The sequence below is a fragment of the Mesobacillus harenae genome (assembly GCF_013343715.1).
GTDB classification, from domain to species: domain Bacteria; phylum Bacillota; class Bacilli; order Bacillales; family Cytobacillaceae; genus Mesobacillus_A; species Mesobacillus_A harenae.
Window position 1 is genome coordinate 71,060 of record NZ_JABUNR010000005.1, and the last position, 20,641, is coordinate 91,700.

General features: G+C 38.7%; 24 protein-coding genes. 8 read left to right on the top strand and 16 right to left on the bottom strand.

Going from position 1 to position 20,641, the window contains the following annotated elements; all coding sequences use genetic code 11:
- Positions 1-104 precede the first annotated feature (104 nt).
- The gene (locus HRJ06_RS07735) at positions 105-1,037 is read right to left on the bottom strand and encodes an SGNH/GDSL hydrolase family protein (protein WP_174731411.1); all 933 of its coding nucleotides are present in this window, start codon (positions 1,035-1,037) and stop codon (positions 105-107) included.
- 398 nt (positions 1,038-1,435) lie between these two features.
- Positions 1,436-1,807, bottom strand: a complete 372-nt coding sequence (locus HRJ06_RS07740; protein ID WP_174731414.1) for a hypothetical protein — start codon at positions 1,805-1,807, stop codon at positions 1,436-1,438.
- Positions 1,808-1,958: 151 nt separating this feature from the next.
- On the opposite strand from HRJ06_RS07740, the gene HRJ06_RS07745 reads away from it, so the two are divergent.
- Complete coding sequence (locus HRJ06_RS07745; protein ID WP_174731416.1) at positions 1,959-2,963, top strand: DUF3231 family protein; 1,005 nt, start codon at positions 1,959-1,961, stop codon at positions 2,961-2,963.
- A gap of 75 nt (positions 2,964-3,038) precedes the next feature.
- On the opposite strand, the gene HRJ06_RS07750 is transcribed toward HRJ06_RS07745, so the two are convergent.
- Both HRJ06_RS07750 and HRJ06_RS07755 read right to left on the bottom strand, forming a co-directional pair.
- A complete protein-coding gene (locus HRJ06_RS07750; RefSeq protein WP_174731419.1) occupies positions 3,039-3,176 on the bottom strand; it encodes a hypothetical protein in 138 nt (45 codons plus the stop codon).
- Between the two features lie 187 nt (positions 3,177-3,363).
- Positions 3,364-3,717 (bottom strand): DUF898 domain-containing protein, encoded by a 354-nt coding sequence (locus HRJ06_RS07755; protein WP_242035161.1) that lies wholly within the window; start codon positions 3,715-3,717, stop codon positions 3,364-3,366.
- A gap of 430 nt (positions 3,718-4,147) precedes the next feature.
- Here HRJ06_RS07755 and HRJ06_RS07760 point away from each other — a divergent pair, with 430 nt between their 5' ends.
- A complete protein-coding gene (locus tag HRJ06_RS07760) occupies positions 4,148-5,581 on the top strand; it encodes an SLC13 family permease (protein WP_242035162.1) in 1,434 nt (477 codons plus the stop codon).
- Positions 5,582-5,767: 186 nt separating this feature from the next.
- On the opposite strand, the gene HRJ06_RS07765 is transcribed toward HRJ06_RS07760, so the two are convergent.
- The 3 genes from HRJ06_RS07765 to HRJ06_RS07775 form a co-directional block, all read right to left on the bottom strand.
- A complete protein-coding gene (locus HRJ06_RS07765; protein ID WP_174731422.1) occupies positions 5,768-7,021 on the bottom strand; it encodes an ATP-binding protein in 1,254 nt (417 codons plus the stop codon).
- A gap of 123 nt (positions 7,022-7,144) precedes the next feature.
- Positions 7,145-7,963, bottom strand: coding sequence for an adenosylmethionine decarboxylase (speD, locus tag HRJ06_RS07770; RefSeq protein ID WP_174731425.1), 819 nt, complete (start codon positions 7,961-7,963; stop codon positions 7,145-7,147).
- Between the two features lie 176 nt (positions 7,964-8,139).
- Positions 8,140-9,372, bottom strand: a complete 1,233-nt coding sequence (locus HRJ06_RS07775) for a CNNM domain-containing protein (protein WP_174731428.1) — start codon at positions 9,370-9,372, stop codon at positions 8,140-8,142.
- Between the two features lie 380 nt (positions 9,373-9,752).
- Here HRJ06_RS07775 and HRJ06_RS07780 point away from each other — a divergent pair, with 380 nt between their 5' ends.
- A complete protein-coding gene (locus tag HRJ06_RS07780; protein WP_174731431.1) occupies positions 9,753-10,571 on the top strand; it encodes an SGNH/GDSL hydrolase family protein in 819 nt (272 codons plus the stop codon).
- Positions 10,572-11,172: 601 nt separating this feature from the next.
- On the top strand, positions 11,173-11,736 hold the full coding sequence (locus HRJ06_RS07785; RefSeq protein ID WP_174731434.1) for an FAD-dependent oxidoreductase: 564 nt from the start codon (positions 11,173-11,175) through the stop codon (positions 11,734-11,736).
- A gap of 71 nt (positions 11,737-11,807) precedes the next feature.
- Here HRJ06_RS07785 and HRJ06_RS07790 read toward each other — a convergent pair whose 3' ends face one another.
- Both HRJ06_RS07790 and HRJ06_RS07795 read right to left on the bottom strand, forming a co-directional pair.
- Positions 11,808-12,107 carry a spore coat protein gene (locus HRJ06_RS07790; RefSeq protein WP_174731437.1) on the bottom strand — a complete coding sequence of 100 codons (300 nt, stop codon included), beginning with the start codon at positions 12,105-12,107 and terminating at the stop codon, positions 11,808-11,810.
- The gene (locus HRJ06_RS07795) at positions 12,104-12,310 is read right to left on the bottom strand and encodes a hypothetical protein (protein ID WP_174731440.1); all 207 of its coding nucleotides are present in this window, start codon (positions 12,308-12,310) and stop codon (positions 12,104-12,106) included. Before HRJ06_RS07795 ends, HRJ06_RS07790 begins: the two co-directional genes overlap by 4 nt.
- Positions 12,311-12,461: 151 nt before the next feature.
- On the opposite strand from HRJ06_RS07795, the gene HRJ06_RS07800 reads away from it, so the two are divergent.
- Genes HRJ06_RS07800 through HRJ06_RS07810 form a run of 3 tightly spaced genes read left to right on the top strand, consistent with a single transcriptional unit; the run spans position 12,462 to position 14,208 of the window.
- A complete protein-coding gene (locus HRJ06_RS07800) occupies positions 12,462-12,677 on the top strand; it encodes a spore coat protein (RefSeq protein WP_174731443.1) in 216 nt (71 codons plus the stop codon).
- A 10-nt stretch (positions 12,678-12,687) separates the two neighbouring features.
- Positions 12,688-13,053: a spore coat protein gene (locus HRJ06_RS07805; RefSeq protein ID WP_242035163.1), complete on the top strand. Its 366-nt coding sequence runs from the start codon at positions 12,688-12,690 to the stop codon at positions 13,051-13,053.
- Between the two features lie 18 nt (positions 13,054-13,071).
- Positions 13,072-14,208, top strand: coding sequence for a zinc-dependent alcohol dehydrogenase (locus HRJ06_RS07810; protein ID WP_174731445.1), 1,137 nt, complete (start codon positions 13,072-13,074; stop codon positions 14,206-14,208).
- 64 nt (positions 14,209-14,272) lie between these two features.
- On the opposite strand, the gene HRJ06_RS07815 is transcribed toward HRJ06_RS07810, so the two are convergent.
- Positions 14,273-14,563 carry a hypothetical protein gene (locus tag HRJ06_RS07815; protein WP_174731448.1) on the bottom strand — a complete coding sequence of 97 codons (291 nt, stop codon included), beginning with the start codon at positions 14,561-14,563 and terminating at the stop codon, positions 14,273-14,275.
- A gap of 217 nt (positions 14,564-14,780) precedes the next feature.
- Between HRJ06_RS07815 and HRJ06_RS07820 the strand changes: the two genes are divergently transcribed.
- On the top strand, positions 14,781-15,062 hold the full coding sequence (locus HRJ06_RS07820) for a hypothetical protein (protein ID WP_174731450.1): 282 nt from the start codon (positions 14,781-14,783) through the stop codon (positions 15,060-15,062).
- 275 nt (positions 15,063-15,337) lie between these two features.
- Here the strand turns inward: HRJ06_RS07820 and HRJ06_RS07825 are convergent, their stop codons facing one another.
- The 6 genes from HRJ06_RS07825 to HRJ06_RS07850 form a co-directional block, all read right to left on the bottom strand.
- Positions 15,338-16,687: an ABC transporter permease gene (locus HRJ06_RS07825; RefSeq protein WP_174731453.1), complete on the bottom strand. Its 1,350-nt coding sequence runs from the start codon at positions 16,685-16,687 to the stop codon at positions 15,338-15,340.
- The gene (locus HRJ06_RS07830; RefSeq protein WP_174731456.1) at positions 16,684-17,394 is read right to left on the bottom strand and encodes an ATP-binding cassette domain-containing protein; all 711 of its coding nucleotides are present in this window, start codon (positions 17,392-17,394) and stop codon (positions 16,684-16,686) included. The genes HRJ06_RS07825 and HRJ06_RS07830 overlap by 4 nt, the downstream gene beginning before the upstream one ends.
- Before the next feature lie 215 nt (positions 17,395-17,609).
- Complete coding sequence (locus HRJ06_RS07835) at positions 17,610-18,098, bottom strand: spore coat protein (RefSeq protein ID WP_174731459.1); 489 nt, start codon at positions 18,096-18,098, stop codon at positions 17,610-17,612.
- Between the two features lie 69 nt (positions 18,099-18,167).
- On the bottom strand, positions 18,168-18,368 hold the full coding sequence (locus HRJ06_RS07840; protein ID WP_174731462.1) for a hypothetical protein: 201 nt from the start codon (positions 18,366-18,368) through the stop codon (positions 18,168-18,170).
- A 219-nt stretch (positions 18,369-18,587) separates the two neighbouring features.
- A complete protein-coding gene (locus HRJ06_RS07845; RefSeq protein ID WP_174731465.1) occupies positions 18,588-18,746 on the bottom strand; it encodes a hypothetical protein in 159 nt (52 codons plus the stop codon).
- A gap of 765 nt (positions 18,747-19,511) precedes the next feature.
- Positions 19,512-20,612 carry a GerAB/ArcD/ProY family transporter gene (locus tag HRJ06_RS07850; protein WP_174731468.1) on the bottom strand — a complete coding sequence of 367 codons (1,101 nt, stop codon included), beginning with the start codon at positions 20,610-20,612 and terminating at the stop codon, positions 19,512-19,514.
- Positions 20,613-20,641 lie beyond the last annotated feature (29 nt).

Here is a 20,641-nt window from a genome sequence, read left to right on the forward strand (position 1 = left end):
GGATGTTAATTTCAGCTACAGCCGCACTCTACCTAAAACTTAGAACTTTTATGGTTTCCTAAACAGCAAAAAAAGAAGCTGAAAACAGCTTCTTTTCGAAAAGTTTATCTTTCCAATGGCAATCCAAGCGCTGCATTGTTTACAATTCTGTCACCAATCAGTTTGTAGCCCTGCTCATTGGGATGGAAGAAATCACCTGCAAGCAAGCTTCCGGTATTTGCTTCAAATAAGTCCTGGATTGGGATAAAACTCGTGTTTTCATATTTGCTTAAAACTCTCTGAGAAGACTCATTCCAACTGTCAATGATTTGATTTGATTCATTAATGCCAGGAAATGCTTCAAAGAAAGGATTAAACAGGCCTACATAATAAATTTGCGAATCAGGATTAAGCTCCCGTACTGTCTGCAAGATCTTGTCTAAATTTTCGGTATAAACCTTTTCCTGTTTGTGAAACAGCTCCATTTCAAGATTCAGGAAATGATTTTTAACGATTTTAAAGACGTCATTTCCGCCGATGGTCATTAAGATAACATCGGCTCCTTCGACTGCACCTCTAACGGCAGGGTCTTTAAGCCTCTTTAGCATATCTGATGTATCATGACCCTTTTTCCCATAATTATAAAGCTGGACAGTTGGATCCTCTACTTCAAGATGGGAACGAAAATGCCCAATATACCCGAGCTTAGTAACATCGCCGACACCTACGGTAAGGCTGTCTCCTAGACCGACAATATTCAAGTGATCTTCATTTAAAATCAGTTTTCCATTTTCCTGTGTAATCCTGTTTGGTACTGCGATCTGCTGTTTTAATGCTACAGTCCCCTCAGTCTTTTCAGCTGGTTTGGACTTTTTTACAGTGCTAAGCACTTCCTTTTCATGTTTCACCAAGTCAGGTTTAGCAGCTTCAAGCTGAACCGTAAGCATATCATCTGGCAGTTCATTGGTTTTGAGAAAATTTGAATGGAACAGTGCAAATCCTGTTATTCCAAGGACTAGCACCAAAGAAATGAGTGTGGCTAGAGGTTTATTTTTCAAAATGGCATCACGTCCTTTTTGCGGGTGTTTACAATAGGTGTTCACGGGATGGATGACCGTATAAGATAAGGTTATGTTACTAATCTTTTCATACTTCCATTATATCAAAATAGTTAAAATTTTAGGAGATTTATATTCTATAATTAGCGTATTAATTTAATTTTTTATGGAACATTGTCCAATTATTTCCTTAATTAAAATATATGAAGAAATGTTAAAATTGCTACGTTCATTTCTGGATATTTTCAAAAAAAGACTTCCTAAAAACAGACCTGATTACCTTTTCCCAGAATTACAACTGTCTAAACATATTGAGCATACCCCCTATTAAATTCAAACCTCACATAAAGACAAAAAGCATGCCCTATTTGACTATAGTCAAATAGGCATGCTCCATCTCAATAAAACGGGAATGGAAGAATGAAGGGAAACACAAATTGAACATAAGGAAACCGGCGTCTCCGATATCGGCGGTACCTCCGCCGCCCGCCGCCATAACCGCCTGGGACTCCGTAGCCACCTCCAGGAACACCATATCCTCCGTAGCCTCCGTACTGGCGGCTTTCATCTTCTTCAACTACTTCAGGAACGAGCATGATAACGCCGTCTTCATCTGCATTTTGAATAATACCTTCCATTTGTGAACCATCTCTCATTTGTGCAAGCACATGATAGTTCATATACTTGTTACAGACGCTTTGGACATTTCGAAGATTCTCACCTTCCTGACTCCAGCCCTGTAGCGCATGTGAATTATTATAATAATACATCTTAATCCCTCCTTTGCCTTAGCAGGATATTCACCCAGATAGCAAAGTGACACTTTCTCGTGCACCAAAATAATTAGCCTTCCTTTCTTTTACTGCATAGTTCCAGTGCAGTTTGAAAAAACTAACTAAAAGCAATATGGAGGATTTCCAAATGACAAACGATCATTTAATGAAATTAACTTCCAGTGAAGCAAGTTTCTTATGGGTAAGTTATATGAAAGATTCCATGAGTATATGTATTTTTCAGCATTTCTTAACCCACATTGAAGATGAAGAGATTAAATCACTCCTGTCCCTGTCGATGAGCTATTCACTGGAACATGTTCAGGAAATTCAGCACACGTTAGAGCTGGAGAATATTCCGGTTCCCGATGGCTTCAATGAACACGATGTAAAACTCAATTCCCCGCGTCTATACACGGATCCATTTTATTTACGGTTCCTAGAACAGTTTGGAAAGAATGGACTCAAATCTTACTCCCTTGCCTTGTCCAACTCTTACCGGGACGATGTTAGGGGATTTTTCAGTAAATGTATTAATCAGACTTCAAACTTATTTAATCAGGCAGTGCAGCTCATGCTTGAAAAAGGAATGACAATGCTCCCTCTGCTCTCGGAAGCACCGGAAAAAGTACAATATGTAATAAAGCAAGGCTTTCTTGCAGGATGGTTCGGAAGCAAGCACAGTTTAACGGCTTTGGAGGTTGCGGCACTGCATCAAAATGCGCAAGCTAATGCTGTTGGGAAAGCTTTATTTACCGGTTTTACCCAAACAGCAGAAACAAAAGATGCTCGTGATTATTTCAAAAGAGGTTTGGAGATTGCAGTAAAACATATAGATATCTTTCATAACATCCTCTCACAGGAAAACCTGCCCTTCTCTGATATCAAGGACAATCAAGTAACAGCCTCCACAACCCAAATATTTTCTGATAAATTAGCAATGTACTGCATCGCAGTACTGAATGAAAATGGAATGCGGAATTATGGAACTGCCTTCTCACTGTGCCAGAGAAGAGACTTAACTAACTCATTTAACCGCCTGGCTTTAGAAAGCAGCCTTTATGCTGAAGATGGTTTACACCTGCAAATTAAGCATAACTGGGTGGAACACCAACCCATGCCTTCTTCGGATGGAAAGTCTATACTTCCGTGAGACACCTAAATTGCAACAGCCTAAGCCCATCGATTCCTCCGATGAGCTTAGGCTGTTGCAACCTTCAAAATACAACTAGTTGTTTGGAACTTCTTCGTTATTTTCTTTCTTCTTGCTGAATCTTAGATCTGAGTTCGCCGTTTCTGTCTTAAGGTCTGTTAAATATAGGCCTAATTCCTGTTTCAGTTCCTCTTCTGACTTTTCAACATACAATCTGCAATCACCTCCTGTAATTTATCTTGTCATTAATTCGAATTACTTATCCTTTACCCTTAATATCTTTGAAAATTCATAATCTTTTCAGACCCGTTTTCCCTATGAATTATACAAACAAAAAAAACCAGGGTTTTCCCCCCGGCCAGTAGTGAATGCGTGGATCGTACTTTATTTAATACCACATTTAATCGATAAAAAGTGTATGGCGGGTTTTCCATCTTTCCAGAGCGAGAAAAACCCAAAAGCTATACACCCCAAAGGTAATTATACAGAGGATCCACCATTTTACCCAGTTGCCAAATAACCCAAGTGCCGAACCAGTAAACTTTAGACGCCTGCCTTCAATTACCGTATGCTTTGCTTTCCAACCGTAAATCATGGTAAATGCCCAGGGGAAAAACAGACCAAAACTAAAAATTGTAACCAATACTCCTAGTACGGTCCAAGTAATAAATTGCAAAAGCCCTCCATCAAAATAAGACTTTGTTTCCATCTGCATAATAGGAATTCCCTCATTAATAATTGCTCTGGTATTCATTGATTCACACCCACTCGGTTTTTTTACGATAATATTCAATGAAAAAGGCCATTCCCCTTTATTTTTTTCATAAAATTATACTTTAGTACTAATCGATTACATAAAAGGATATAGTCCTAATTTTTACCGAATTCTTACCTAGTCCATGCACTCTATCTGGAAGGTTCATTCAATGAAAAACACACTGATTTATGTTGCTTAACTAGTATTTTTAAGATTTCTTGAGATTCTTCCTTCTTCCTCAGATTTCTTCTTTCCTCTAGCTTATATATGCCAGACAATTTTTTGATAAAGGATTGAGTTTGGGTCATTTAAATTGAGGCCGAGATCTATTGGGCCTAGTACCCTGACCCTATCAAACTATCTAATTAATACAAATTGCTAGTCTAGAACTCTCTCTTTATTCATATTAATAGAGAAAAAGGAGAAAATGATGGCCTTTTTAAACATCTATACGCAATCTAAATTTATTGGTTTATTGCTGGGTCCGCTTGGATTTTACCTTATTTTAATGCTGATGGACGGCGTTGAGAAAGAGCCAAGAGCAGTTCTTGCCACTACTGTCTGGGTTTCAGTATGGTGGATAAGTGAGGCGCTGCCAATCCCGGCCACGTCACTTCTTCCGCTGATTTTACTGCCGGTTTCAGGAGGGCTCGACAGTGATTCAACTGCTTCTGCCTATGCAAATCCTGTAGTGTTTATGTATATGGGCGGCTTTATTATTGCCATTGCTATTGAAAAATGGAAATTTCACAAACGGATTGCTTTGTCGATCCTGTGTGTAATAGGCACGCGAAGCAACCGGATTATCCTTGGTGTGTTATTGGCAACCTCGTTTATGTCAATGTGGATTAACAACACGGCTACCACCCTTATGATGCTTCCGATTGCCCTGGCACTTATAAAGCAGATTGATGAGGAAGAATTGATGGATGCAGAAAACCTTGATAGTTTTAGGAAAGGATTATTACTTACAATCGCTTACTCAGCTACGATTGGCGGACTTGCAACACTCATTGGATCAATACCCAATGCTGTCTTTGCGGCAATTGCTTCTAAATTGCTCAACAGAACTATTACGTTTACAGACTGGCTTATGTTTGGGCTCCCCCTGTCGCTTTTATTGCTGGTAATTCTTTATTTTTATATGACTAGAGTCCTATTCCCGGTAAAAATCAATACTCCATTAGAATCCGATTTTATCAGGCAAGAACTTCGAGAACTTGGACCACTCAGTTTAGAAGAAAAACTAGTAGCAATAGTATTTTTGATCACGGCTTCCCTATGGGTCTTCGGCGGATTTTTGCCTGAAAGCATTAATGATTCAATGATTGCTATTTTCGGGTCACTCTTACTATTTTTTCTGCCATCTGGAAAAGCATCAGGTGAACGGTTGCTTGAGTGGGAGGATACTGCTCAGCTTCCTTGGGGCTTATTGCTGTTATTTGGCGGGGGGCTTGCACTGGCATCTGCCTTTAAGGACTCTCGGCTTACTGAATGGATTGGCGAGCAGCTTTCGCTGTTAAATAATTTCCCTTATTTTATTTTGATCGTTCTTTTAGGTGCAATCATTCTGTTTTTAACAGAAATTATGTCAAATACTGCCGTTTCCAACATGGTCATTCCGATTACGGTTGGGCTCTCTGCTGCCTTAGGAATCGAAGCTTATGGGCTGATGGCTACTGCTGCATTAGCTTCCTCCTGCGCATTTATGCTGCCGATTTCAACCGCACCAAATGCTATCATATTTAGCTCGGATTACATCAACATGAGTGATATGATCAAAGCAGGCTTTTGGCTCAATATTATTTCTCTTATAGTCATTACCCTGCTAATTTATTACTGGCTTCCAATTATTTTTTAATTTCCAAGTGAAAGTCTCATGATTCGGACAGCTTAAGCAGGATATGGGCTCCCGCGAGTCCGAATGCTTGGCTGATTCGGACGACTGCCGTGATTCCATTATAAGGAAAGGTAAATTCAAATACGTTGTTGCATTGCAAAACGACATAAAAAAAGACAGATCGAGTGATCAGTCCTTTTACGATTACTATGTGATAGCAGGGAATGTGAGTGTAATTGAAGTGCCAACCTTGTATTCACTGGTAACCTTTACTGTTCCTCTCATGCTGTCGACAATTCGAAAGACAACCATCATCCCCAATCCTGTCCCTTTCTGTTCTTTTAATGAGAAATACGGTTCACCAAGCCGAGCAATGTGCTGTGGACTCATACCAATTCCTGTATCCGTGATGCGAATATTAACTTTTCCTTCTGCCTCCGAGGTTACTATCGATATAACTCCTCCGCTAGGCATCGCTTCTATCGAATTTTTGCCAATATTGATTAAAACTTGCTGAAACTTATGGGGATCTCCGTGAATCCTGCTATTATGAAGCAATAAGCTTTCCAACTCCACACCCTGCTTTAAGGCCAGCGGACTGAGGATTTCTACACACTTTTTGATTTCGGATTCTAAACACATGGCGGTTTCTTCTTCTGAATGAGGCTTTGCAAAGGTGAGGTAGTCATCTATAATTCCGGTAGCCCTGCTTGTTTCTTCAATTGCAAAAGATGCGTAAGCTTTACTTTCTTCTGATGTTTTGGGATTTTCATGTATCAGCTGTAAAAAACCTTTAACAGCAGTCAATGGATTTCTGACCTCATGGCTGATACTTGCGGCCAAGTGGCTGACAATTTCCATTTTTTCAAATTTGATTGATTCTAGCTGCAAAATATAGGCTGTTCTAAGAACTTCCAATAGATAGGTAACAAAAAAGGCTGATGTAGTTAAGACGAGGGAGTAAATGAAAAAGGAAGAATAATCATTAAAGCCGAAAACCAGCGATGGGATCAAAAATCCTATAATTGAATAAACAAAGGCTGACGCCGTAACAACGGTCACCTTAACATGCAAGGGCTTTTGAAAATAACGGTAAGAAAGCCATATAATGCCGGTAGAGGACAGCAATATGAGCAGGAGTGATACCCAGACGCCGCTTCCCCCAAGCAAAAAGCGGCTGACAATAAGAAGGAAGCTAAGAGCTATTGTTACTCGTTTCCCCCCGTACAATCCCGCTAATAGAAATGGTATAAACCTCAAATCATAAATAAATCCGTGGTTGCCGACTGGTACTGCTAAGAGAAGGCTGATGATAATTAAGAAGGCGGGGACAAGGAACAGCTCAAGTTTTCTATAAGAAATACGCAAAAACCTGGATTTATTCAAAAGAAGCATGTTTCCTATTAACACAGTGATTAGAATAGCCAGCAGATTGATAAGCAAACCGGAAAGCAAGCTCAAGAGCATTCCCCATTTTTAAAAGATTCTTGATCCTATTGTAAGACTCTGGCAGTTTATTTGCAATAATCAAAAAGATGCTGAACCAACACTTGCGTTAGCACAGCACCTATAATCAATCTCTTGTTATTGAGGCATATTGATATTTTTACCGTAAAAAATTTCATCCATTTCAATTTGCAGTCGTTCTGTAATTTCGTCTTGTTCTTCCGAATTTAACTTTGTTTTCGAATAACCAAACAGATAATTGTTTAAATCAAACTCTTTCAGCTTGCATTTGGTATGAAAGATATTTTCTTGATACACATTCACATCAATCATATCATAGGAATCTTTGATAACATCTGGAATGTAGTTTTGGATTGAACTAATATCATGGTCGATAAACAGCTTACGTCCATTTTTATCACGTGTAAATCCGCGAACTCTATAATCGATTGTCATCACATCTGTTTCAAAGGAATGGATCAGGTAGTTCAATGCTTTTAAGGGCGAAATTTCCCCGCAAGTCGCAACATCTATATCTGCCCTGAATGTACTAATTCCCTCGGTAGGATGGAATTCAGGATAAGTATGAACGGTAATATGGCTCTTATCAAGCTGCATCACAACATTGTCCGGCAATGGCCCTGGTGATTCCTCAAAAGATTCTTCAGTTGGGACCTCAACAACAGGTCCTTCAGATACGAGCATCGTTACACTCGCTCCCTGCGGCACGTAATCTTGTTTCGCCACATTAAGGAGGTGGGCTCCGATAATATCAGCAACATTTGAAAGTATTTTGGTCAATCGATCAGCGCTGTATTGCTCATCAATGTATTCTATATATGCCTCACGCTCTTCTTTTGTCCGTGTATAACATATATCATACATGTTGAAGCTTAATGATTTTGTCAGGTTATTAAACCCGTGTAATTCAATACGCTGCTCAGGTGTCAGTTTCACAAAAAATCCCCCTTATAGTCTGCGTTACGTTGATTCCCGTAATGCTTGTATACCTTATTCTCCCTAGTTCAAACAATTATAGATAAACAAGCGGCTTTTTTCGGTAAATATTTTTATGTTACCCATTTTGATGAATAAAAAAACAGCCATGCAAGAAATGCAGAGCTGCTATAATTCTAACTAGGTGTTTTCTTCTTTATTTCAATCAGTTTCAAACGGTTATCATCAATCGATTTGATTTCAAAATGCAAATGGTGATATTCAAATGTATCCCCTTCTGCTGGGAAATGACCGATCTCTTTTAAAAGAAACCCTGACAGATTGTCTTCCTCTTCAGGAAGTTTGGTTTTAAAAACTTCATTTAGTCGATGCAGACCGAGCTTGCCGTTGCAAATAATATGGGAATCAGTTAATTCATCGATTAACACTTCTTCATCTTCATCCATCTCATCTTTAATCTCGAGGCCAATCATCGCTTCAATGATATCCTCATTCGTGATGATTCCCTCTGTTCCTCCATATTCATCAAGGACAATAGCAATATGCTTACGCTCTTTCAGCATCTTCTTAAAAACTCTTTCAATTGAATGAAACTCGAATACAAACAGAGGTTCTTTATCTATCAAGTCGTCTAAAGCCATTTTAGGGTTAAGTGACCAGGAAATGAGCAGCTTGGAATGAAACACACCGACAATATTATCCATGTTCTCTTTGAAAATCGGGTATCTCGTAAAACTATTGTTTAAGACAATATCTCTTGCGTCCTCAAACGCAGCTTCAATAGGAATTCCGATTATTTCAGTCCGCGGCGTTTTAAGAGCATCTTTTACATCAAGGTTTTGAAAATCAATTGCCCCTTTAATCCTTTGAGTTTCTTCATTTCGGAAGGTTCCCTCCAGAGCAGCAATGTCCACCATTGTAATTAGCTCTTCTTTAGAAATTGAAACAGGCTCTGCTTTTCCCCCTGAAATCATCTTAATAATTGTTCTTGTAAAACCGGTTAAAAGGAAAGTCAGCGGTTTAAACAATATTAACAGGACTCTAATAACAGGAAAAACAGTATAAGCAACCTTTTCTGAAAAAGTGGCTGCAATCGACTTTGGGAGGACTTCAGCAAAAACAATCAGGACTAAAGTCAATATACCTGTCGCAATTCCAACATTAAAGCCATACTCAATCGCAACTATTGTAACTAGGGTAGGCAGCATAATATTGGCAATATTATTTCCAATCAAGATTCCTGTAATCAGTTCATTCGGTTTAGAAACGAGCTTAAGCAGCTTTTGCGATTTTTTATCATCATTATCTGCCTTTGTCTTAATTTTCATCTTATTTACGGCTGTAAGTGCCGTTTCACTTCCAGATAAAAAGAATGACATTAGTAAAAAAAATAAAATTGCTATAAACACTTTTTGTCCTCCAGCTAGGAATAAATTTTCGACATTTTACAATAATAGGAAAAAGCAGCCATATAATCAGATGTGTTACGGTTAATTTAAAAAGTTACCCATATTTTCAAATGCAGTAAGTAGCGATTGTTGTATTTCTTCATCTATTCCCGCGTGCACCAAAAAATATGCATTTCTTCTATATTAATCATAACAAAGATACATCCTAGAACGAACATTTTCAAATAATATTATCTGAAATAAAAATGGATTGATAAATTCATTATTTTAATTAGAATTTTTATAAAAATATTTGAATATTCAAGCCACAATTGGAAAAGAAACCCTAAATATTTTTCTTTGCTATCTTGGTATAATAAGGATATAAAGGAGAGGAGCTTTTGAAACTATTCAAGCTATTATTAGTTTTTGTAATCGTTGGTGCACTTTGTGTTTCGGCTTGGTTTTACTATCCGCAATACCAGATTGAAAGAATGAAAAAGCAAGCCATCGAAACCACCACTGATGTGCAAAAAACTTCATATATAAATTATTTTCAAGATTCAACAGAGCAGCAAATTGATCATCTAGCTATAGGAGACTCTGTAATCCGCGGCTACGGAGCTAATCATGATGAGAGTCTCGTTCACCAATTTTCCAGTCAGCTTGAGGAAAACACGGGTAAAAGTGTTCATCTCCAAAACGAAGGCATTAACGGGATAACCAGTGGCGAATTAAATTCAATCGTCCAAGCAGGCCAGTTCGACCAACAGTTTAAGTATGCAGACATTATTACGATCAATGTTGGAGGAAATGATGTTTTACGCATGGCACAGAAACAAGATTATTACCGTGCCTTCCAGGAATTCGAACAGCTTCAATCGAACTTTTCTGAGAATCTCAATTCCATTGTCGCCCATATTGACAAGCTTAATCCCAATGCCGCGATTGTATTGCTTGAACTATACAACCCTTTGCACCCTGATAATCAAGTATACAGCCTTGCAGAAAAATTGCTTCCAAAATGGAATGTGAAAATCTATGAGGTTGCTAAGCAAAATCCGAACGCAATCGTTGTTGAAACAACTAAAGTAATTAACGGTAAAAACCTCCATCATTTATCGGCTGATGGTGTTCACCCCAATTCAGATGGGTACGCAGCGATCTCTAGCCAAATCTTGTACCAATTCACAAATCAATATATTCAAAAAGCAGTGTAGAAAGAGGGAATTCCCTTCCTTCACACTGCTTTTTTGTATTCAGGACCCAGAAAGTTCCCAGGTTTTTAATCATCGTAGGGGTTTTCTGCAATTACATCATGCCATTATCAATTTCATTCTTAATAGTGTGCATGTGGGATTCCACATATGCTCTTTCATAACCTGACACATGCTTGGCATTTTCTTCTGGAACCAGATCAGAAATGCCGAGTTTTTTGTATATCCAGTCAACTAAACACCAAAACCTAGCAGTCCTCCGAAAAGAGCTAACCAAACCATACTCCGTCACCCTTTCTGGTTTTTATTATTAAGATGGAAATCCAAAATTGAGGGCATTTTATAAGGATCTTAGTCGATTTACTGCTTGAGCAGCCTGCCAGAATGATAAGCAGGATAACACACAACGTCCCCACGTTCTCATTACTACAACCCCTATTTTTATAACCTTTATTATTAGTACGTTTATTCTAAATAAAAGTTTCAACATTCAGACATATCAAACTATAAAACCCAAGGACAAGCATATTTAAGGAAGCTGAGAGGTGAATTTGTTACACTAATATGGAAATGAAATATTTGGTTTAAGGGGGAATTTTTAGGTATGTATGATATTTTAATTGTTGGAGCTGGACCGGCTGGAGCCAGTGCTGCTCTTTTTGCTGCAAAAGCTGGGAAACAAACATTGGTCCTTGATCATGATAAGAGTATTACAAAAAAAGCTTGGATTAAAAACCATTATGGTGTTCCAGAAATTGACGGACCAGAACTAGTGGCTATTGGTAAAAAACAGGCTGCAGAATTTGGGGCAAAGATCGTTGAAGGTGAAGCCTTAACGATTAAAAAAGCTGATGAAGGATTCAGCGTCGAAACAGAAAACGGTGTCTTTGAAGCCAAGCACATCATTCTTGCAACCGGGTTAAGCATTGATCTAGCCGAAAAGCTAGGTGTGAAAACAAAGGATGGTTCAGAACCGCGCATTAAAAGAGTCATTGATGCAGACCATAACGGAAGAACCAGCATCGAAGGAGTCTGGGCAGCTGGCACTTGTGCAAATGTCAGTGTTCATACAATCATCACTGCAGGTGACGGCGCAAAGGTAGCTATTAATGTGCTTAGCGAGTTAAACGGAGAACGTTATGTTGACCATGACCTGCTAAAATCATAATACAATAACGTAGAAAGCTGTCCGGCAACTGGACAGCTTTTTCTGCTTTCATAATTATTGTTTCCGTATGACTATTTATCCGCCAGGTTCATGGCTGTTTCAGCTGCTGTCATATCGACGTGAATCTGCTGGCTTATATCACTGGGATAATAATATCCTTTCGAAATCATATAATTGCTGATGTTTTCATGTGTCTCGACAGCGGTCCTCAACTGTTCCCTTAAAATCTCACGCATTTCAGGTGTCGCTGTTTCTGTAATCGCAACTGCCAGATTTCGGACCCCCGACTTGGCGGCGATCAAGAAATCGGTAGCAATAACCTGTTCAGTCATCCCGCCCATTCCTATTATCTTCTGAATCAGTTCATTCACAAGACTGGCCTCCCTGCTCTTATTAACCCTTGCAATTGTTGAATCTCTTGGTATCCACTTGCAGCATCATTTTCTAAAATTTGTTTAAGTTCGTCATCCTGAACCAGCTTACTCATCAAAGCTGACTTGGTAACACAGAGATTTTTAAAGGTTAATATTTCATGTAAATCTAAAGTTTCATGCACTCCCAAAGTTCCCATCATATTCACTTCCTCTAAAATAATTTACTTTTTTAGCGTGTGTATTTGATAGGTAATTATTCATGGAAGCCCTCCTCTCTCTCTTCTCGATTGTATAAATCCCTCCAGTAAGGAGTAAATTAACTTTGTTAAAGACTTGTGGAGGTGATAGATCATGGAACAACAGGAAGCAATGGCCTTTCATGAAACAATGGAAACTCATGAAATTCTTAATTTTAAAACGATCTGTCTAGTTCGCTCAAAACTTATGCAGGGCATTTGCTTTGACAATGATTTGAAAAATTTAATGCAGAAAGATGTCGAGCAATCTTCAAGAGCGATAAAAGAACTTAAGGAATTATATACAAAAGCGCGAACTACTTTACAATGAGGTGAAAGTCATGAGAACAATGGATTTTTTAGATCCAGGTAGTGCTGAAGGAATGCCGGATAAGGCAGATGCAGCATTCGCCTTGGACTTTTTGTTATCTGTAAAAAATGGAATACGTAATTACTCCTTTGCTTTAACAGAAACATCCAGTCCAGAAGTCCGGAATACCTTGTTTAAACAGATGGAAGAAAGTATGGATTTACATGCAGAATTGTCCGATTTGATGATTAGCAAAGGCTGGCTTTATTCCCATGATGTTGGCAAACAAGTGGAGTTAGATTTAAAATCTGCTGACATGGCCCTTGATATTGCTGAAATGAACCTATATCCAAGAGACACAGACCGACTTGGAATGATGGCAACGCCAAATAAATAAAAGGAGGAGATCCTGTTAATGAAAGCAGTTACGTACCAAGGCATCAAAAACGTACAAGTTAAAGATGTCAAGGATCCATCCATTACTAGTGTTGACGATATAATTGTAAAAGTCACTGCCTCAGCTATTTGCGGTTCTGATTTACATTTGCTCCATGCGCTTATTCCGAATATGCCAACCGATTATGTAATCGGCCATGAGCCCGTTGGAATCGTTGAGGAAGTTGGCCCTGAGGTTACGAAAGTCAAAAAGGGTGACCGCGTTATCATCCCATTTAATGTAAGCTGCGGGCATTGCTGGTTTTGCGAGAATGATATCACTAGTCAATGCGACAACTCAAACCAACATGGAGATATGGGCGGATTCTTTGGCTATTCAGAGACAACTGGTGGTTATGCAGGTGGACAAGCTGAATACATGCGTGTTCCCTATGGAAATTTCACTCCCTTCAAAGTACCTGAGAATGCTGAAGTTGAAGATGAAAATTTAACTTTAATAGCAGATGCTGCTTCTACAGCTTATTGGAGTGTTGAACATGGTGGAGTAAAAAGTGGGGATACCGTTGTTGTTCTAGGGTGCGGGCCAGTTGGATTACTTGCCCAAAAATTCGCCTGGCTTAAAGGAGCAAAGCGAGTTATAGCCGCTGATCACCTTACTTATCGGCTCGAGCACGCTAAAAAAACCAATAAGGTAGAAACAGTCAATATCGAACAGCATGAAAACGTTGGCGAGTATATCAACGAGATGACAAGCGGCGGAGCAGATGTTGTTATAGATTGTACAGGAATGAGCGGTAAAATGACTCCTATGGAACAGCTTGGCAGCGGCCTGAAGCTTCATGGAGGAGCGATGGGCGGAATAGTAATTGCCAGCCAGGCGGTTCGGAAGGCAGGAACCATCCAAATTACAGGGGTTTATGGGGGAAGATACAATGGCTTTCCGCTTGGAGATATTTTTAACCGTAACATCGATCTGAAAATGGGCCAGGCACCAGTCATCCCAATTATGCCCAAGCTATTTGAAATGATGGGAGACGGAAAATTTGATCCAAAGGATGTTATTTCACATGTCATTCCTTTAGAACAGGCAAAACACGGTTACGAGATTTTTGATACCCGAACCGACGACTGCATTAAAGTTGTCTTAAAACCTTAAATCCTTTAACGGCGGTGGCTATCTCATTTTAGATGCCGCCTTTCTTATTCACTCTTCCTCCCCCTTAAGTCCCCTTTTTCTTTAATTGTTTATACTGGTCAATAAAGTATTTAGGGTTTGTTTTAACGTGAAAAGGGAATACACCTTGATTTGTATGAAGATAAAAAAATCCTTGTTTTCCAGACATGACTTTATATGAAACATCATGGACTTCTTTTATTAAAAATCTATGGGCCGATGTTACAATTTCATCCTCATAGAGGTGGATAAATTCCTCGGTTTCTGTGATTTTTTGTTCATTCCAGTCAATCTCTCTGATCATTTTAATATATGCCTGTGAGCAGATAAATTCCATGTTGTGCCTCCAGTCGAAAATCTGTATGTTTAACTATTGTAAAAGAATAGTTAATCCATATCAAACTAGATCACCTATATTACGGTTTCTTTTCAATTCTTGCCAATCCCTTTACTTAATGCAGTTTCTCCTTTACGCTTAACGAGGTAGATAATTAATAAACAATGGGTTGCTTGTAGCGGGGTCCCCCTATATTTTACAGAAAGGGGCTTGAAAAATGAATCTAACTAGTATTCAAGACATGCTCCAAGAATTAAAAGGGAAAACATTCGCAAACAGCAATGTCACTCATAATTTTATCTTGAAAAACAAACAGGAAGTGTCAATCAGTTATAATGAATCAGATGGGAAGTTCACCATTTTATTTACAGACCGAAACATCACAGAGCAGTACATTGATGTAGCAAGTGCATCTTTGGCATTGTATAAAACATTTAATGAGGAAGAAAACCTTAAAACTGTTTTAGGTAATGATAGCCAGCCTGAGGCTGTTCAATAGTAATAAATACACAGCCGCCGGAAGCGGCTTTTTATTTTGACTTACATTCTCAATCGTTGCTGATTTTTTTAGAAATGCGCTGGTTAAACGCACTGTTAATTTTCTCTGCTGTTGTTTACTTCCAGACCATTCGGGACATCTAGTTTTCGCTTACTGAAAACATGGCCAACAGCCTGAACTACTCTAACTGTGTCCTGTAACAACGTCGTCATTTCCGTTTAACTGACTAACCCAGAAAAAGGTTTGGATTTTTCATTCCAAACCCTTCCATTCTATTATATTTCCCTTCTCATTGCCTTCAAAACATCAATTTTTGTAGCGCGCTGAGCAGGGCGCAATCCTGACAAAATCGTAACAATATAACAGATAATTATGCAAATCAGCGGCAGGATAAATGGAATATGGCTAAACATTAACCCTTCTGGCAGTTCTTCTCCAAAAGCACTTTGAATAATCATTGGGATCGCAAAATTTACAGCAAAGCTGATTACATAGGATACAACTGTTCCAATTAATGCCCCGATTAACCCGATATAACTGCTTTCAAGCAAAAATATATTTTTTATAGTACGCGGGTTAGCCCCAATCGCTTTCATTATACCAATGTCTGGAGCACGCTCCGTTACAGCCATTGTCATGGTATTATAAATTCCTATTGATGCAATTAATATCGCAATTGTGCCAATGAGGATCAACCCTGCTTTGACAATCGTGAATATCATATTTATCTGCTTTAATTCGGATACAACTGAGTAGCTTGCATAATTCTGTTCTTCAAGCTTTTCAGTAACACCTTCAACGGCTTCTAGGTTTCTGGCATAAACTTTAACTTCTTCAAATGTATGGTTATCCGTGTCCGTAACTTGCTGTGCTCCACTATTCGGATCGTTCATCATACCGCGCGGAGTTCCGGTAAATGCTTCAATTTCTTTCAGGGTTTCCTGTGAAATGAAAACGTTTTGGTCCATTACCCATTCTCTTGTCGGTTTTTTCCCAATTCCAGCAACAATAACACTAATGTCTTTCTTCTTTTCTTCACCGTCAATCCATTGTTTAGCTGTGAATGTCAGTTCTTTTCCAACTAAGTCTCCCTGGTACTTGTATTTTTCATTAAGTACACCCTTTTCGTCGTACATATCTTCCTCTTTAGCATTCTCTGAAACCAAAGAGTTGGCAAAATCATAGCCGACAATTATTTCATTCTCTTTTTCCGGCAGGGCCCCTGCTGATAATTCAAACCCTGCTTTTATTTCAGAAGGAATGTGAGTCACATATGTTTGTGCCCATGAACCATATTCGCCAATTTTATAGGATCCTTCCTGAAATAATGCTTGCCGGCGAACAACCGCTTTAACATTATCGAGGTTCTCCAATGCCTCAATATCTTTTTCAGTTAACGGCCGATATGCTCCATCTCCCTCTTCCTTGCCGTGTACATCAATTTGCGTTACAATCCTTTGTTCAGTCGTTTCTTTAATAATTGACTTGTGCAATCCAAATCCAACAGAAGCTAGTACAATTAAAAACGCGCAAGCCATTGCTGTTGCAAGAATGGTCATGAAAACTCTTGTTCGATTCTTTTTCATATTTTGCTGAACAAATAGGAACTGGTCTTTGAGCTTCATAGGAGTACCTCCTGTTTAGTGGATAATTCAGGAGAGTATATGCGCCCGTCTCTCAGTTCAATTGTCCTGTTTCCAATCTCCGCTACTCTTTGATCATGGGTAATAATCAAAAAAGTAATCCCCAGCTCCATATTCAAATTTTTTATAAATTGTAATAGTTCTTGCTCTGTCTCACTATCCAGGCTTCCTGTTGGTTCATCAGCCAATATAACGGGAGGGTTAACGATAAGTGCCCTTGCAATAGATACCCTCTGCTGCTGGCCGCCCGATAATTCTCCGGGGTAATGATCCTTGTAGTCAATGAGGCCGACAGTTGTTAAAATTTCCTCAGTTGTTTTTTTTCGGTCTGCTTCATTGACACCTTTTAAAATGAGTGGCAGCTCAACATTTTGAAAAGCAGTCATTGAAGGAATTAGCTGAAAGCTTTGAAAAATAAACCCTATATGTTCGATACGAAAATCTGCAAATTTCGTTTCGCTTAGCTTCGTAACATTTTTATTATTAATCAAGATCTCTCCTTCCTTTGGATGGATAAACCCACTGATCAAATTGAGAAGCGTTGACTTACCAGATCCGCTTCGGCCGACAATTGTGACGATTTCCCCTTGTTTAACTTCAAACGATATATCCCTGAGCATAGGAATAATCGTTTTATTTCCCTTTCTGCCAATTTCAAAATCATGGCTTAAGCTTTGTACCTTTATCACTGTAACGTCCCCCTATGTAACTTCATATCTTACATAAATAAATGTTTTCACTTAATAGACGCTGGAATTGTAGTTTCCCCTACAATAAAAAATGAAAAATTTCTAAAAGCAACTCTTAGGTCCCCCTGAAATGCTCTCTCTTTCCATAGGTACTGAGCTAGCGGTTAATAGAAAAAACGGTATCCCAAGCTAGGGATACCGTTCCGTTTACTTTTTTAAAGAATGTCTAGTCTTGCAACTAGAGATACTAGAACTTGCAATAGTAGCTGTAGGTTTACAGCAAGGTCAGTGTCTGTTGTTGTTACTCTAACACCACGTGAGTTTTCGATATACGTCTGCTGGCGGTTAACCTGATGAGTCTTAAGGTTACCCATTAGATCCGTTGTCAGCCTTTCTGCTTCAGAACTATCTGCAACAGAGATGCTGATTATGAGCGTGATTGCTGCCTGCAGTGCAACCTGAAGGTTAACAGCTGCTTGAGTGTCTGTAGTAGTTACTTCAACATCTGCAGAATCTTTAATGATTATCTGCTCAAACGATTCCTGAATTGTTTTAACAGTAGCTTCCAGCTCTTCCGTATCTTGTTCACTTAGCGGATGGAATGAAGCCGGGTCTAATGCACTCCATTTTCTGTCTGCCGCTCCAGCTGTAGAATTACACTTAACTGTAGGTCTGTCTCCAGCCCAAACTTTACTTTCTCCCATTATATATTCCTCCTTATTTTAATATTGGTCCCAAAAATTACTGGCGGGCGAGTTTCAACTATGCTGCGTCTATTTGTCGGTCTGTTGTTTTGTCAGGTTTTTTACTCCATCCTGCAAGTTTTTTAACAGGTCACGGATTTCCTGCTTTTCCCGCTTTGACAACTTAGGCTTTTTAAAGGCGACTTTATTCCTTTTAAAAGCATTATCCAGCAATAAGTCGACACTTTTCCTAGTTGCATCATCTACATTCATTTTCTTGAAGTTTGCCATTAACCTCACCCTCCTTAATTTTCTTTTCTCTATAACCTATGTAGGGCAAATCTAGTATGTATAGTTGTTTGTCCTAGTGCATTCGCCTTTTCTGATACAATCATCTATTTCTATTAGGTAACTATCTATGAAAGATAGGCAGTCAGGCGATAAGGGCCAAGTTTAAATTAGGGCAAAATAAAAAGCCTATCCTCGTATGGATAGGCTCCTCTGTTTACCTTAATTTGTTGCTGGACGGTTTTCCTTCATGCTTTGCTTCCCAGTGCGGCTATTTTTAAAGTTTTTGAATTGATTAATCAATTTGTCGCGTGTCTTTTTGCTTCTCATCAGGTACGCTGCACCTAAGGCAATTGTCGTCATCATAGTTTTGTTTTTCATTATGTTACCTCCTCTAATTGTTCTTCTTTTGAAATTTCCCCATCTAGGTGTCGGATAAACCTAAATCAAACGATCTTCCTTGGCTAGGGAAGCAGCTGGGATATTGAGTGCTTTCTTAAAAAACGTGCGGAAATGACTGTCGTAGTAGCATCGTTGTTGGTATATAGTATTTGGCGAGGTTCTTTATTAGGAATTATATTAAATTTCACTTAATTGTGATACGGTTCACCGTAACGCTCCAAAATGGGATCCTCTTGTTTTTAAGATAAAACTAACTCACTTTTAAATAAGATGTCTTGTCCTTAATCGAGTAATCTTCAAAAGTAAAATAAGCGGAGATTTTTCCGTTAAATGCAAAAATGATCTCGTTTTTGGGAAAATAGGGGGAGTTTTTCCGCCTATACAAAGTAAAATTACCTATTTTCATGTTTTTCAGTCAAATAAGGGGAATTTCTCCATTTATTTTAATCCTATTTCAGAGCTACTTACTAGTTAAGGGGAATTTTTCCGTCTATTTATCAGATCGGTTGCATAACCTGATCCCCGAGCCGATAAGTTCGGGTGGAATCATCAGCTTAATCATAAAGTTGGTACCCAAAACGTCACTGCAAATGACAGAGGTTTTGTCCCTCTTTTTAAATTTCACAAAACTTATTATCCATCATAATAATGATGTCAATTGGCAATTCAAACGTCAATTCTTATAATTAGAAATCACTCAAAACGGAACCAGTAGGATAAAATACAACCTTTTTAATAGAAATGTCAGGCTGAGGTTTTATTACGGTTTCTTAGGTATGCGCCTATTAAGAGAAGAATTGGAATTATGATCTGCATAGGCCAATGCAGATAAATCGGAACAATATCAAGTCCCTCAATAATATGCTCAGGATAGCTAGCTGCGATTGAGATAGAAACGAATAAAATAATAATCCCAATCGGAAAGCAAAGCTTTTCCGTTTCTTTAAAATTAAACACCTCAGCTGTTCCGATCACAGCAGCGTAGAAAAATATCCCAATTTTAAAGAAACCGCCAATCACCGCATAAAGTAAAAAGAAGACGTCAAGCCGCTCGATAAATTCAGCAAATTCAATTTTGCTAATGGTTGTTAAAAGCGGAAACGGAGCACGAGAGTATAAATCTGGTCCTAATACGGCTACATTAATGGCCATTGTAATCGCAATATTGATTCCGCTGAGCAAAATAGCCATTAGACCGACTTTTTTTGCATACTTCGGTTTGTTAAGTGTTGGAAGAAGCATCGCAAAAACAACCATTTCTCCAAATGGAAAAGTAAGCGTTTGTGTCAAGGTTACTTTTATAACAGCAACAAAGCCAGTTTCCATAAATGGCTTTAAATTCGAAAGGTCTATTAAGCCTGAGGCGATGATTAATATAAACCCAGAGATAGCTACTATATACACCACTAAAAACAAGAGTTCTCCCGTCCTAGCGACAACCTCGATTCCCTTATAAACTGCATAAATGATAACCAGCATCATTAAAGCATTAATAATGAGAAGTGGTGTGAACGTATATGATGTCATAACGAGCAATTCTCCAAAGTCACGTAAAACCCTTGCAGCAATATAGATAAAGTAAATAATATAAAGAAATGAAATGATATTCCCAACCAGTTTTCCGGCTATCTTTTTCGAGTATCCCGTTAATGTAAGATCTGGATAATACATATATAGACGGTGGTAAACAAGGTAGAGTCCAAAGCCTCCAGCCATTCCGAATAATATCGCAATCCAGGCATCCTGTTTAGCCTCTGCTCCAAGGCTTACTACGATCGAGCTTCCCATTTCAAATAGGACAATTAGGACAAATAATTGGGTCGGACTAATCTTCACCTTATTCACTTCATACACCCGCTTTACAATTGACGTCT